This is a genomic window from Bacillus thuringiensis (assembly GCF_001455345.1).
Lineage (GTDB): Bacteria > Bacillota > Bacilli > Bacillales > Bacillaceae_G > Bacillus_A > Bacillus_A thuringiensis_N.
Genome location: NZ_CP013274.1, coordinates 2,407,116 through 2,421,941, shown reverse-complemented (window position 1 = coordinate 2,421,941; position 14,826 = coordinate 2,407,116). Strand labels below are relative to the sequence as shown.

Sequence of the window (14,826 nt, the reverse complement as noted above, 5' to 3'; positions counted from 1 at the left end):
ATATTATATAACAAATCTTAACATCCGCAGATTTTATTTTTGAAAATTATGTTAATTAAGAACAAAATTATCCTTTCCCTTAATTATTCTAACTTTTATTCACTTAAATAAGCGTGTAGTTCAAAACAAATCTAATAATGAGAATATGGATAATAAATTTACTCTCAAAAACAGAAACTTAACTGCATACCTTCTGAAAGTAAACATAAGAAAAACGTTCTACTCCATATGAGTAGAACGTCTTCTCACTTTAATTCATATATTTTTTGGGACTTATTTATTTTGTGTCGTATTTAAAAAATTAATAAATTCATCTTCATTTACAGGCTTACTGTAGTAATAACCTTGAATTAGATAACATGCATTTTGTTGTAACACTGTTAATTGCTCCTTCGTTTCTACCCCTTCTGCTATTACTTTCATATTTAAAGTATGGGCTAACGAAATAATTGTTTGAATAATTTCATCTCCATCATTTGAAGTTCCAATTCTATTCACAAATTCTCTTGGAATTTTCAAAGTATCAATTGGATACAAGGGTAGATACGCTAATGAAGAATATCCTGTACCAAAATCATCAATTGATAAATGTACACCATATGATTTCAAGGCTTTTAACTTCGATAAAGTTTCTTTCTCATCTACCATGGCAATTCGCTCTGTTAATTCCAAATCAATCAAGTTAGCTGGTACTCCTATTTCTTCTATGGTAGAAATAATCTTTTGAATAAAATCTTTCTGTTCAAACTCTATAGCTGATAAATTTATCCCCATCTTTAGATTTGAAAAGCCCGCAGAATGCCATTCTTTCAGTTGTCGACACGCTTTCTGTAACGTCCACTTCCCAATTGAAATAATCTGCGACGTTTCTTCTGCTATAGGTATAAACTCAAAAGGAGAAATCAGCCCAAGCTCTGGATGTTGCCAACGTATTAAAGCCTCTGCACCAATAACCTTACCTGCCTTACTATCAATTTGTGGTTGATACAATAAAAACAATTCATTATTTTCAATTGCATTTGGTAAATCTTGTTCTAATCGTAATCGACGAGTTACTTTTTGAGATAATGCCTCGTCATACATACAAACAGCATTGTTACCTTTTTCCTTTGCACTATACATAGCGATATCAGCGTGTTGTAAAAGTGTAGTAGTATTTATTCCTCCAAACGGATACACTGCTATTCCTATACTAAGAGATAAGTAAAAACTATGATGATTTACTACAAATGGTTCATCAGTTATACGAAATAGATTTTTACACAAATCCAATAGCTGTTGTTCCGTGTGGTTATGGACAATGATTGCAAACTCATCTCCACCTATTCTTGCTAGAGGAATAGGCGGTGACAGACATGTCCTAAAACGTTTAGCAACTTCTTTTAAAACCCTGTCACCAATCGAATGACCCAGTGTATCATTAATAGTCTTAAAACGGTTTAAATCTATATACAAGAGGCCAAACTTATCCTTTGTTTTTTGTGCACGCTTAATGGATCTATCTAATTCTTGTTGAAAGAATATACGATTTCCAATCTCCGTCACCGTATCATGGAATGCAAGATAATTTATCTCTTCCTGTTGTTGTTTCATCCTCGTTATGTCTTTTACCATTACATAGCTCCCAAAGGCTTGTCCTTCTATCATAATAGGAACTATAGTGACATACCAAAAAAGTATATCCTTCTCATTGTTATTTTTCACACGTAACTGTAACGAAGATGAACTACATCGTTTCCCTTTCTTTATAGCCGATTCCAATTCAGATTTATCTTCATCTAAAAAAATAGAGAAGCACTTTTTCCCTATTAATGCAGCACTGTCTTTCCCTAATAATATACTTCCAGACTGGTTTATATTTAAAACGGTACCATTTGAATCAATCGTTAAAATAGGATCTGGATGGTACTCATATAAGGACTTAAACCTCTCTTGATTTTTCACCAAATCATTAGATTTTTTTATTAAATCCGCTGTTCTTTGAGATACTTTTTGCTCTAATTGATTATTAAACACTTTTAATGTTTCAGTTAAATCTTTGTTTTGCATTCGTACAATTGTATGACGAATCAGTACAAATACAAAGGCAATACAATTGCCCGTAATCAGTGTAGCTGAAGAAGTTTGCTCTTTTAAAGTAAAACCAATTAAGATTGCAACTGCAAGATAAGGAAATATGACAAGAAGTTTCTTTCCAAATGTCGGATTAATAATAAAATAATTTCTTCTAGAAGATGCACTCCTTGGGATAGTAGCGGCAATGGCAATAAATAATAGAAAAACTCTATACAAACACCTTAATAATATGAGTGAACGATGTGATAAATCATCTTGTAAATAGAAATATAAATAGTCCGTAATAGACAATCCAGTTAATACTAAGATGAAAATAAACAATTTACTTTTCGCATTAAAAATTGCTGGTCGAAAGATAAGGCTAACTCCTAGTAAAAGAAGCAATAGATCTATAATCGGGAAAATAAATGAAAGAAAAACATCTCCAATTGATAAGAATAAAATATTTGCAGAAGGTTTATTAAATAGGTACCACTCTAAGGTGAAAATAGCAGTAACAACAATACATAAATCACAAATCAAATACGCTTTCTCCCATTTGTTACATTCCATCATGATTTTATAAAAGAACGCAAAGAGAAAGAAGAATAAGAAAAACAACAAAAATACATCAGAGATATTAAAATTTTGTATTGGTAATTCTATATTAAGTACTTGAAAAGCAGATATAAAATTTCCTATCAAGAAACACCCTATTGCAATAGTAATACAAGCCCAAAACAATCCTAACTTAACTTTTCTGGATACTATAGAATAGAGTAATGAAATAAGTACAATAGTTTCAACAACTAAAGATGAGAGTCGTATATTAAAATCTGATACAAAATACTGATTCGGAAAAACAAATAAAAATATAAAGCAAAAGCTTAAATAAGCTATTAGAGCCAATATCAATACATAAAATTGCACATGTGAATGTTTACTCAATATATTCACCTTCTTAAGTCTTTCATCATTTTTTATTAAATTTGTTTCTAATTATTATTTCTATTATGACCATTTCAAAAGATTTCTTTCAAAATAAAGCAACCTCAAATTACACCTGTTAATATTCAACAATTATAGAACAGGAATTATAAAAATGTTTCTAACCGTATGAAACGAAAGGAATTTTCTGTCGGAAAATGATAAATCACCATATTTCTCTGCATCCTTTTTCTCATAAAAAGCCACAAATATTTCTAGTACTCTAGCATGCTTCCAAATGGATTGGACAATGCTAAAATGCTAACATCATGATTCCAAAATTAATAAAATACAGAAAGGCTTATACTGAGTAGATACATTAAATATTATCAACAAAAAAAGTTTTTATATCTCTATAAAAAAATTTCACGAAATTAAGTGTATGTATAGACTTTCCAGTCAAAAGAATATAAACAGGACAATCATTATATAAACATGTATCTCTGAGAAATTATATAAATGTAACATATACCCAATTGATGGAGCAATTATAGTTACTTATAGGAATGAGTGTCCACGACAGAAATATGACATTTTTGCAAGCAGCTAATAAAAATGAAACAGAAGATAATGTTTTAAAGTAACTAATTCAAAAAAGCCTTGCAACATATTACAAGACTTTTTGAATTGGTATATACATTTCACCAAATGATTTCCATTATCAATCATAATGTAATCATTATAGTTACAACTTTTAAAGAACGTCAACAAAAAGATTATTACACTTTTGTAAGGTAATAAGGTTAATAATATAGCAAGTAACTTTTACACGAAGTAAATTTTTTTATGTTTATAATAAGCTAAAAATGATAATAATCCACCTATCTGGTTGATTGTACTGTTTATTAGCGAATCGTATCATTTATTATAATTCCTATATTTTTACTAATTTGCTAACTTACAGGAAAGAAAATAGCCAATATTTAGAGATAAATTAAAACAAACATTTCCGTTTGCATGGCAACTTATTAATCTTTATGGCAATTTAAGTTTAATAAACAACAAAAGTTTGTTGACATGGATGCATTTATTCAAGAATTACTGCAATCAAAGTTACTATCTAAAATACAGTAAATAGTATATACGAAGTACTTCGTTAGAAATTTTAAGAGCGTACTTCTTATTCGCCTTTTTCAGGGGATGTACAAAAATACCCTACATATAAATCTAAATTATTTAATCTAGAGAGCCCTCTCATTACATAGGATTAAAAACAAATTTATTTATCCTTATAGTTATTATAATGATTAATTATTCACCTTATATAATAATTACTTACTATGTTATTAACATGGTTATCTTACAAAAATGTAATTCTTTTTTAATTGACACTCATATATATAAGTAACTATACTGGTTACACAAGCTTGGTAAATATATCAAATAGCCCCTTATTATAAGTGTATGCCTATAGATTTTTTTCGAAATAATAATTTAAATTAACTAATTATTATTCACCTGTAATATAGCGAAATTGCCAACCTACTCTATTATTTAAACTAATTCATATTACTTATAAGATTCACTATAAATGATTGATTTACCAAGCTATAATATTTTTTAGGAGTGTTACATTTTGAAATACAAATTAATTGCTACAGGAATTCTTGCTGGAAGTCTACTATCCTACTCATCTAGTGCATTTGCAAATACTCATAAATTTCCAGATGTCCCAAATTGGGCAAGCCCTTCTGTAAATTACCTAGTTGAAAAAGGCGCATTACACGGAAAACCCGATGGTACTTTTGCTCCTGCTGAAACAATTGACCGCGGTTCAGCTGCCAAAATAATGGCTATAATGCTTGGATTAGAAATTAATAAGAATGCTAAACCATCTTTCCGAGATGCTCAAAACCACTGGGCAGCACCTTACATTGCAGCTGTTGAAAAAGCAGGTGTTATTAAAGGAGATGGAAATGGTAACTTCCTTCCAACAGGTTTGATTAATCGTGCATCCATGGCTTCAATGGTGGCAAATGCTTATAAATTAGAAAATAAAGTTACTAAAAATAGTGTAACTACATTTGAGGATTTAAAAGGGCATTGGGGAGAAAGATATGCAAATATTTTAATACAAACAGAAATTTCTAAGGGCACTGAAGACGGAAATAGCTGGTCCCCTAATAGAGCGATTACCCGTGCAGAAGCTGCACAATTTATTGCAAAATCTGATCAAATCCACAAACAAACAAAAGTAGAAGAAAATGCTGTAGTTGGTGTAATAAATGATGCAGACCCTTATTATGTGACTGTTGCATATAAAGATGCTAATGGAAATAGTCAAGAAGTGACTATAGACTTCCCAAATGGTAGTAACTCTAACCTTAAAAAAGGTGACAAAGTTAAAGTTGCTAACAAAAATCAATGGAAACATCAAAAAATCTATGGACAAACTGTATTTTACACTGATGTGAATTCTATTTCTAAAGTAAATGACGAATCTAACAAACAACAAGAAAACCATGTAATTGGGGTAATAAATGATGCAGATCCTTATTATGTGACTGTTGCATATAAAGATGCTAATGGAAATAATCAAGAAGTGACTATAGACTTCCCGAATGGTAGTAACTCTAACTTTAAAAACGGTGACAAAGTTAAAGTTGCTAACAAAGATCAATGGAAACATCAAAAAATCTATGGACAAACTGTATTTTACACTGATGTAAGTTCTATTTCTAAAATAAACGAAGAATCTAACAAACAACAAGAAAACCATGTAATGAGTAAAGATAAAGAACAAAAACTCTTAGCACAACTAAAAAAACGTTCTGGTACAGTGACAAAAAAATCCGAAGATAGCTTAGAAATTTCAAGTGAAAATCAAACCATTCGTGCCCATGTTAATCCAAAAGTATTACCAAACATTCAGATAGGCGATACAGTAAATGTTTATGCTCAAGCATTTGAAATGGCCCCTATTCTTCTAATGGACTTACCTTACGAGGCAAGAAACGCGATTATTCAAAAAGGAAATGAACAAAATATTTTAGAGAATCAATACAAAAAAATCAAAGGAAATGTTACAGGGAAATCTGATAATTCAATCTTAGTTTCAAGTAACAACATAACTTATGAAGTTGAAACTTCAACCGAAGTATTACAAGATATTGTAATCGGTGATACGGTGAACGTTTATGCTGCATCTTTTGAGTTTAGCCCTATTTTACTTGCTGGTGTTCCTGTGAAAGCTATTTCTCCTATTGTTGAAAAAACAAACTAATGTTCAACATTCTTTGAACTACCCCCACTTTCACTTCGTTTAGAAGTGGGGGATTCCTAAGTAAAGAGTTCTATCGAACTCTAATTGATTAGGCTAACCCCGCAGTCCTTGCGGTTAGAAGCCTTATCGCTTCATTCTTTAGATTGATACTTGCGTTAATATCTCTATCATGGTGTGTAAGACAAGAAGGGCAGTCCCATTTACGTAAGTTTAGATTTTTAACGTCTTTGTTTTGATATCCACAACAAGAACATAATTGGCTTGAAGCAAATGTTTTCGATACGACAATGATTTGTTTGCCGTACCATTTTGCCTTATATTCCAACATAGTTCGAAACTGAGACCATGATACCTCACTAATTGCTTTTGCTAACTTATGATTCTTTAACATATTCGATACTTGCAAATCCTCTATACCAATAACATCGTGGTTTTTGATGATTTCAGTCGAGATTTTGCCCAAGTAATCTTTTCTAGCGTTTGTCATGTATTCATGGATTCTAGCTACCTTTACCCGCTGTTTATTCCAGCGAGAAGATCCTTTTATTCTTCTAGAAAGAACACGCTGCGCCTTCGCCAACTTCTCTTCTAATGACCGAAAAAACTTCGGATTTTTATAGGTTGTTCCATCTGACAAAATGACGAAATCTTTTAGTCCTACATCTATTCCAATGTAAGAATGTGTTTTCGGAAGTTCTTGTACTTCTGTTTCAACTAACAATGACACAAAATATCTACCAGAAGGGTTCCGTCTAACTGTAGCATTTACAATACGTCCCTTTACTTCACGACTTTTGGCAAATCGAACAAGTCCTAGTTTTGGCAATTTAATTTTGTTTTCTATAACAGCAATGTTTTCATTTGTTTGTTTTGTGGTATAAGATTGCACGTTGTTTTTCTTAGATTTAAAGCGCGGGGCGCTGTTTTGTTTTTTGAAAAAACGTGTATAGGCATCCGCAAGGTTGCGAACAGACGACTGAATCGCAATACTATCCACTTCTTTTAGCCAAACAAACTCTTTCTTCATGGCAGGTAGTTTGGCAGAGCATGTACCATAGGTCAAGCCTTTTCCAGTCTCTTTGTATGCATGATCCCATAAGGATAGGAAATGATTGAATACAAAGCGAGAACAACCAATCGTTTTGTTGATTAGAATTGCTTGTACTTTATTTGGATAGATACGAAACTTATAGGCTTTATTAATCATCATTTAATTCACCTCCTTTTGGATATATGTCTATTGTACAACAAACATACATTCGATAGATAGTGTAATAACAGTTTGTTTATGTCGAACAATTAAGATGGCTTCCTGCCCTCCCTTGTCCGAAGCCAATTCATCTCCCACCTACTCACTTCGCGTTCCTTGAGGAAGGAGTCTTCTTGGCTAAAATGATAAAATGCAAAACCTTTTGACTACGCCAAACAGAAATTCATCTCCCACCTACCGTTGGTCTACGCCCTGCACACGCTTGAGGAAAGAGAATTCTTTCGGGGAATTCGTTAAAAAAATCAAATTTTATTACTCAAGGCACCTTCGAACTTTAGAAGGAACAAAAAAAGAAGAGGGATTTCCTCCCTCTTCACCAATAAAATCAAACATATTTACAATTAAGGAAGGGTATACATTCATCAGGGGATGAATGTAATAATAATATTTCACCTAGTGAATTATAACACAAATCCACTTCCATTAAAGGATAATGTTAACATTTATGGATTATATGTGACAGAACTGCTAAACATCTTAATATTAAAAGGTTTTATATGATAGAACTAGAAAATTGCTAGTGTAGGGATAAAATATAAGGGGGATATGTATTATGTTTACAAAAAAACAAAAATTAGTAACAACCGTAACAGCTTTAACATTAGGATGTGGATTTACTTTCGGATTAACACCGGCATTTGCAGATTCTAATCAGACGTCTGTAAGCACTGCACCTATTTATTCTATTCATAAACAAGAACAAGATCCTTTTACTGGATATGTCATTTCAGTAGAAAATAATTATTTAGTGGTTGCTTCTACATCTACAAAAGATGAAGCACTAGCTTACCAAAATGATTGGTGGGAGTTAGTAAATCAAAATAAGATTTTAAGGGTTCCTATTTCAGATGGTGAAAATTACACTATAGGTGAACAGTTAAATGTTTATGCTGCTGCATGGACCAAATCTTTACCACCAATTGCTGTAATGCCTAAAATTGAAAAAGTAATTCAATAGATTATGCTAAAAATAACAGGGCATTATTCTAATTAGAATGATGCCCTGTTATTTAGTAAAAAACCGAATACGTAATCTTTATATTCTTTTTCGTTGCTTTCTGATTTCCATCATATATTAACCTAATACTTATCATTCTGCACCTGACGCAAGATCCTACCTCTCAAATTACTGTAAAGATATTACTCGCCATCTTTCATCTCTAAAATAGTAGTATCGTTTACAATCCCATGGCATACCCTTTAAGAGTATTAAGAAATACCTTGTTTCATACCCCTATCTTTTACACTCTTACTGCTATCGCTAGCAAATTTAATTCTTTAATTCTATTTTCACAGATTCATATATTCTTCTAAAGTCAGTTTTTTCTTATATATACTTTCAGCAATATCTCCTACATAGCGAATATGCCACGGTTCATAAGCATATCCAGTAATACTCTCTTTACCTTTTGGATAACGAATAATAAAACCTGCACGATGCGCATTTTCTTTCAGCCATTTTCCTTCTTTCGTATTCGCAAAAGTTAGCTCTAGCTCATTATTTGCACTTTTAGAAGAAACATCCATCGTTAATCCCGTTTGATGTTCACTATGTCCAGGCTTTGCAGAGAAGCGATCCGTATGCTCTTGCCCATTCTTTTTAACATTGTTGGCATACAGGCCTTTTTGATACTCATAGGAACGAAATCCTGACACAGCATTCAACTGTATACCATCTTGCTTAGCTAAAAAGAATAGTTTTTCTAACGCTGCCGCTGCCTCTTTACGAAGGTGACTCTTTTCTACCGTCCCACTATATGAGAAGGGTACATTTGGTACAACTAAATCCTCTGGCTTATAGTTTTCGGGTAAACCATATTCCTTATTTACTACAGCCTGTATACTAGCAAAGGAGCTTGCTATCTTACTTGAAGTCCCATTTTGCTTTCTATTTTTTTCATTATTTATGGAGTTTTCACTAGTTTCATGGTTTGTCTTATATGGTTCTTTACCAATAGATATATTGGTGTAAATGATAAAAATACCTAACATTACTACTATACAAGTTAAGGTTCCTACTAATTTAAATCTCATCATTCATTTCCTTCCTGCAACTCCTACTGTTACTCGTTCATCATACTTCAACCATATCAAATCCATATTAATTCCCTGTGAACTTTTCTTCATAACGTATTTCTTAATAGATTGATAGTATATCTTCCTGTTCTTTTTACACCCTTAAAATATCAGTTCTATTCATACATGTAGAAAAATAATCTAAAAATTTTTATAATAAGATAAGAAGTGTAGCATTCTATTATAGAAAGTTCTTGGTATAATGCTAGGTATTGATGTAAAAAAAACAAAAGAAGAGTTAATTATTTCATGGCAATTGGCGGAGGTTACGATCCCATTACGTGATGTGCTTGAGGTTACCGAAGATGCTACCTATGCTGGAGTTGAAGAACCAACTGCAATCCGTATTGGAACAGCATATGGGACAACTGACCGTATATTAATTAGAACTGTAAAACAAAATTATGTATTATTTACTACAAACAAAGTGTCGATTTTAAAAGCTATTCTTGCTTAAATATGGTCATATAAATAGACTCCAACAAAGTTCGAATAAAGCAAAGGAGAGAAGTCATAGAATAGACTCCTCTCCTTTATTTAATTGAAATGAATATTATAATCCATACTCATTTCAGTATAGCTTTTACAACATAAGAACGTCTTACTTTTTTGATTCTGATATTACTAATCAAATTAAGACCAAATCCACACATTATCATTCTTTTGAGTGCTATTGTTTACCTCATGCACTTTTTTGATGTGATCCACTGTGTTGTAATTAATAGAAATGCCGCCCCAGCCTACATACTTCGTATCTATTTTCACTTTCTCACCTGTTTTAAATACTTGTCCCTTTGTTAAGAACACGTCAATAACGTCTTTCTCACCATTTTGTGATGGATACTCAACTACGACATATTTAGTAGCACTGTCTTCCATCGCACCTACTTCTGATACTTCACCTCATATACAAAATAATTTAAATCATCTTTTGGTAGAAAATAACGAAGTAACAAATTTGAAATTAAGACTAAGTGAAGCAATTGCTGTGAATGGGAATGTAGATTCTTTTGAAGTTACCAATAACAAAGTGCATGATAACAACATTGGAATTGTTCTTATTGGACATGAAAACATATCTCCAGTAACAGCTTTAGATCAAGTGCGGAACGGAATTGTTCATTACAATTCATCTTTCAATAATACTAGTTATAATGAGTATTCAGCTGATGGTATTTACGTGGATGGTGAGAAGGAAATTATCATAGAGCAAAATCAGAACTATGAAAATGACCTTGGTATCGAAGTAGCATTTGTGAATGTTTTGTGGATGAATTACTCTTCTTTCAAATAAAAGTATTTGACCCACAAAATATATAACCCTTAATACGTTGTGCGTCGAGGGTTTGTGGCTCTTAATATAGAAATATATATTAATTGCGTTGCCATTTGTGAACTTATGTACGGAATATATACGGTCCACCCTCGCCTCTTAAAGAATCATACTTAGATACTTTTTCTTACTCGATATAAAATACCCTCCTTACTAGCTTTATCTTGTTCTAGATACTGCTAATTCTTTTTCTAATTGTTCTGCATCACACTTCTAGAATAAATTCATATCTTTTACCCGTTTCAATGAAATAATCCGTCCATCTTTAACTAATACATTTAATCTAGAACGATTTATTTTAATAACTTCCATTGCTTCCGAAGTTATTAAAATAAAACACATTATATATAGAATCACATCTAATTAACCTTAATCCAGATATAGTCATCCTCATATTTAACATTTAACTTTAATCGAATCCCCTTCATATAAACCTCTAATTGTTTTATAAGATCCTCATCATCAGGGGTATCATATCTATCTACATCTAAATATAACTTAAATATATTTCCCTTCGTTAGCTCAAACTCCCATTTTAGAAAGTTATGTAACATATTTTCTTTATTCATATAATTGTTTGCTTCCATATAATCTAGTAATTCATATAAATTATAGTATACTAAGCTACTTGGTCTAAGACCTTCACATCTTGGGCAAAATTCTCTAAATCTGTCTTGTAATTGCATAATCATTTCTGTTCCACATTGATTACAGTTATACATATAGCAACCTCCTTTACTAGATAACTCAATTTCTCTTCCATATTCCCTCTCCTTGAAATTATAAATTATACTATCCTGTTTAACGAATATTATCCTTACGCAACTTAAAGTATAATTTATTCTCCAGGTGAATTTCTATCTTTGTTTTTTATTTTAATCCAAATATCAATACCCTTTTTGAGGTTTAGGTTACTGTGATGTATAATTATTAAAAATCCTAAGGAGTTATATATATGGTTAATATAAAAGTAATTGCTGAGGTTTTGAGGATAGGGTTACAAATTGGTTTATTTTCAAAAACTGAAGTAATCGAGTGGGCTGATTATACAATTGAAACATTAGATAGTCCTTCTATAGAGATTATAGAAGTTTCTTTATCCAGTAATGATACGTTAGTTGATATTGTATCTAGATTAAAGAACATAAAAGGAACGTATGATCAAAAATTACCTGTAAAAATTATACTGGGACTGTTATGGGATAAATTTATTCTAAATGAAGAAAATGTATTGAAAATAAAACCATATATATAATTTGATACATAATAATTGCTGTGAGGAATTCAATTATATAGATGAACAGCTATATAATTTTAATGAGGAAATTAATTTAGCTGCAGATAATATATATGGAAATCTAGAAGATATTAGTCAAGAATTAAAAAGCTTTTTATCTCCTTATAAAGACTTTAGTAAATACTTTAGTTTTTGGGAAACTTCAAAAATATTAAATTGATGGAAATAGATCATTTAGAAATAGATTCTCCTAAAATGGTAGTTTTACTAGTACAGGATATCAAGAAAGATAAAGGAGAGTTTACATGAAAGATAAATACATACAATATGAAGAATTAGGTTATTTTTTAGCAGGAACTTTTTATCAAGATATTGAATCACTCGAATTTGCCATAAACGAATTTATCACTGGAGTTACTAATATATGTTTAGTGAATACTCTTGAAGACATTACAGCATTCCTACAAAGTGATTTATCTGTTCATGAAAAAGAAGAATTCATCATATATAATACCGAAATTTACTTTCCTGCTTTAAACCTTACTCCTATAGAATGGCTAGAACAAATAATTGAACTCTTAAAAAGAGCATTAAAAAATAAATAGTAAGACCGATTTTCAACCGCCCTTTACAGGTGATCTTTCGCTTTTTCTACTTCACATATACAAAAGATTCATTTGTCGTAACATCATATATCCCCCCCTTTTCATTCATGATTTTTTACTTCTTTTCTCTCCCTTGCCAATGAATATAGTTTATAATTGAGCGCCTCTCAAAGCTGTTTTTCTTCCAGATTACGAGAAAAATCCCCTCAAGGTATCTCAAAAGCAGGACCATTGTTTAATATTCCTATACCCTCCAACATACATCAAAATACATCGTAAACTATATTTAACGATGTATTTTAAAAAGGAAATCTTCATTAGTTTTCTCACCCATATATTTGTGAGGAGCTTTACCACTTACGATAAACTCCTCAATTTTATAACAGTTCTATTAATTGTATACTATACGTTTTTGTCACTTTACCCATAAGCTGGCCATTAGTTTATGCGAAATTTTATACATATGGAGTAAAGGAAATAAAGAAAATGATTGCTTTTAACTACTGATATAAAAGAATGAATAAGAAACTGCATACGTAGGTGAATAGGATGTTTCACGAATATTAATTAGTCGGGGATTGTTGATAAGGAGAACTTCTGATATTGAGACGTTATGTTAACCAATCATGTATAGAATATACACTACTTTTTTAGTAATGATGGAGTAATCAGTAAAATAAGAAATGGTATAATCATTTCTAATAAATTTCTTTTTTAGGTAAGGTGGTTCATTTGAAGATTAGAAAAGTAAGTAAACAGGATATAGAAAGTGTAGCAAAGGTCTATGTTGATGGATGGAAAACTACGTATCGGGGATTAGTGCCAGATCAATATCTCGATAAATTATCATACGAAGAGGCTGAAAAACGCTGGAATCAGTTTTTGGATAAAGAGAATGAGTCTTTTATATATGTTGCCATGAATGATAAAGGAAAAATTGTAGGCTTTGCATCAGGAAGAAGCATTGAGGAGAAACATTTTACTGGTGAATTATATGCACTATATCTTTTACAGGATTGTAGAGGTTTCGGTGTAGGCAGACAACTTCTTTCAACTGTTGCTCGTCACTTTAAGGAAAGCGGTATACATTCTATGTTGGTATGGGTCATGGAGCAAAATAAGTCTGGACTTGGTTTTTATAAACGAATGAGTGGAAAGGAATATATTCGCAGAACCAGCACGTTTGGAGAAACAGTAGTAGATGATGTAGCTTATGGTTGGAATGACATTTCGGCGTTGTACGATACAGAACTAAATAAAACAAATTGACTTCCAATAACGAATTTTACATCAACTAGCATCTCTTACGAGGGGCTAGTTGTTATTTTTGTTATATACATATTAGAAGCATAAGTTGGCCAAGTTGATCAAAACGGCCATCTTATGCTTCTTGTTACAGTTTTAAACATAGAGTATACAAATTATTACACTTATTTTTCTTCTCCACTTGCTTGCATGGAATTAAAAGTCCAATTTAATTTTAATGAATCTCCTTGAAATATATTTTGCTCTGCATCATTATCTACAAATGTGAACATTACATAGAAAGTATCATCATCACCAGGAGCAAGTCCATTTCCTTCTCGGTCTACGACACCTTTTTGTACAAGATCAGGAATACTTCCATTTTGCGTAGCTACCTTTAATTCAGATAATGTAGTAGACCAAATTGGAACCTCATTTTTATCCAAATTCCACAAGAAATCTACACGGATATGATCACCAAAATCAGCATTTCCATTATCGCCTTTCGCATCAATTACACTGTAATCTGTCAGGAGTTTCACATCTCCTATTGCTAAGGTTCCTTTGTTAACTAATTGAAAACCGCGCTCCATTTCATCACCTGGTTTCAGATTGTCGACATTAATAACAACTTCAGGATTCACACTCAAATCTAAAGTACCCGCTGCAAACGTGTTTTGTGATACTTCCTTATCACTAAAATACGCATATGTTCCCCCACCAATTAAAGATAAGCCCAGCGCTGCAGTTATGACACCCATACCAAGTTTTTTCTTCATACCCATTTCACAAGTC

General features: G+C 31.7%; 10 protein-coding genes and 3 pseudogenes. 7 read left to right on the top strand and 6 right to left on the bottom strand.

The genetic code is table 11. The features are described from left to right. Positions 1-273 precede the first annotated feature (273 nt). The gene (locus ATN06_RS12580; RefSeq protein ID WP_060630905.1) at positions 274-3,003 is read right to left on the bottom strand and encodes a sensor domain-containing protein; all 2,730 of its coding nucleotides are present in this window, start codon (positions 3,001-3,003) and stop codon (positions 274-276) included. Between the two features lie 1,615 nt (positions 3,004-4,618). On the opposite strand from ATN06_RS12580, the gene ATN06_RS12575 reads away from it, so the two are divergent. Further along, on the top strand, positions 4,619-6,265 hold the full coding sequence (locus tag ATN06_RS12575) for an S-layer homology domain-containing protein (protein WP_060630904.1): 1,647 nt from the start codon (positions 4,619-4,621) through the stop codon (positions 6,263-6,265). A gap of 88 nt (positions 6,266-6,353) precedes the next feature. Here the strand turns inward: ATN06_RS12575 and tnpB are convergent, their stop codons facing one another. Next, positions 6,354-7,475 (bottom strand): IS200/IS605 family element RNA-guided endonuclease TnpB, encoded by a 1,122-nt coding sequence (gene tnpB, locus ATN06_RS12570; RefSeq protein ID WP_060630903.1) that lies wholly within the window; start codon positions 7,473-7,475, stop codon positions 6,354-6,356. 613 nt (positions 7,476-8,088) lie between these two features. Here tnpB and ATN06_RS12560 point away from each other — a divergent pair. After that, a complete protein-coding gene (locus ATN06_RS12560) occupies positions 8,089-8,493 on the top strand; it encodes a DUF3221 domain-containing protein (RefSeq protein ID WP_060630902.1) in 405 nt (134 codons plus the stop codon). A 332-nt stretch (positions 8,494-8,825) separates the two neighbouring features. Here ATN06_RS12560 and ATN06_RS12555 read toward each other — a convergent pair whose 3' ends face one another. Further along, on the bottom strand, positions 8,826-9,569 hold the full coding sequence (locus tag ATN06_RS12555) for a M15 family metallopeptidase (RefSeq protein WP_060633137.1): 744 nt from the start codon (positions 9,567-9,569) through the stop codon (positions 8,826-8,828). A 244-nt stretch (positions 9,570-9,813) separates the two neighbouring features. Here ATN06_RS12555 and ATN06_RS12550 point away from each other — a divergent pair, with 244 nt between their 5' ends. Then, on the top strand, positions 9,814-10,068 hold the full coding sequence (locus ATN06_RS12550) for a SunI/YnzG family protein (RefSeq protein WP_060630901.1): 255 nt from the start codon (positions 9,814-9,816) through the stop codon (positions 10,066-10,068). Positions 10,069-10,244: 176 nt separating this feature from the next. Here the strand turns inward: ATN06_RS12550 and ATN06_RS12545 are convergent. Further along, a pseudogene (locus tag ATN06_RS12545) lies at positions 10,245-10,514 on the bottom strand (hypothetical protein); the annotation flags it as partial. On the opposite strand from ATN06_RS12545, the pseudogene ATN06_RS12540 reads away from it, so the two are divergent. Next, positions 10,507-10,863, top strand: a pseudogene (locus ATN06_RS12540) (DUF5123 domain-containing protein); the annotation flags it as partial. The pseudogenes ATN06_RS12545 and ATN06_RS12540 sit on opposite strands and share 8 nt — an antisense overlap. A 440-nt stretch (positions 10,864-11,303) precedes the next feature. Here ATN06_RS12540 and ATN06_RS12535 read toward each other — a convergent pair. Next, positions 11,304-11,666 carry a hypothetical protein gene (locus tag ATN06_RS12535; protein WP_060630899.1) on the bottom strand — a complete coding sequence of 121 codons (363 nt, stop codon included), beginning with the start codon at positions 11,664-11,666 and terminating at the stop codon, positions 11,304-11,306. A 233-nt stretch (positions 11,667-11,899) separates the two neighbouring features. Between ATN06_RS12535 and ATN06_RS12530 the strand changes: the two are divergent. The 3 genes and pseudogenes from ATN06_RS12530 to ATN06_RS12520 all read left to right on the top strand — a co-directional run bounded on the left by ATN06_RS12530 (position 11,900) and on the right by ATN06_RS12520 (position 14,055). After that, positions 11,900-12,401, top strand: a pseudogene (locus ATN06_RS12530) (hypothetical protein). Between the two features lie 85 nt (positions 12,402-12,486). Further along, positions 12,487-12,786: a contact-dependent growth inhibition system immunity protein gene (locus tag ATN06_RS12525; protein ID WP_060630898.1), complete on the top strand. Its 300-nt coding sequence runs from the start codon at positions 12,487-12,489 to the stop codon at positions 12,784-12,786. Between the two features lie 723 nt (positions 12,787-13,509). Beyond that, positions 13,510-14,055: a GNAT family N-acetyltransferase gene (locus ATN06_RS12520; RefSeq protein WP_234415832.1), complete on the top strand. Its 546-nt coding sequence runs from the start codon at positions 13,510-13,512 to the stop codon at positions 14,053-14,055. A gap of 161 nt (positions 14,056-14,216) precedes the next feature. On the opposite strand, the gene ATN06_RS12515 is transcribed toward ATN06_RS12520, so the two are convergent. After that, positions 14,217-14,816: a TasA family protein gene (locus ATN06_RS12515; RefSeq protein WP_060630896.1), complete on the bottom strand. Its 600-nt coding sequence runs from the start codon at positions 14,814-14,816 to the stop codon at positions 14,217-14,219. Positions 14,817-14,826 lie beyond the last annotated feature (10 nt).

Bases quoted from the DNA above. Each gene is read 5' to 3' on its own strand.
- tnpB (WP_060630903.1), bottom strand. From the start codon at position 7,475: ATGATGATTAATAAAGCCTATAAGTTTCGTATCTATCCAAATAAAGTA.
- ATN06_RS12560 (WP_060630902.1), top strand. From the start codon at position 8,089: ATGTTTACAAAAAAACAAAAATTAGTAACAACCGTAACAGCTTTAACA.
- ATN06_RS12555 (WP_060633137.1), bottom strand. From the start codon at position 9,569: ATGAGATTTAAATTAGTAGGAACCTTAACTTGTATAGTAGTAATGTTA.
- ATN06_RS12550 (WP_060630901.1), top strand. From the start codon at position 9,814: ATGCTAGGTATTGATGTAAAAAAAACAAAAGAAGAGTTAATTATTTCA.
- ATN06_RS12535 (WP_060630899.1), bottom strand. From the start codon at position 11,666: ATGTATAACTGTAATCAATGTGGAACAGAAATGATTATGCAATTACAA.
- ATN06_RS12525 (WP_060630898.1), top strand. From the start codon at position 12,487: ATGAAAGATAAATACATACAATATGAAGAATTAGGTTATTTTTTAGCA.
- ATN06_RS12515 (WP_060630896.1), bottom strand. From the start codon at position 14,816: ATGGGTATGAAGAAAAAACTTGGTATGGGTGTCATAACTGCAGCGCTG.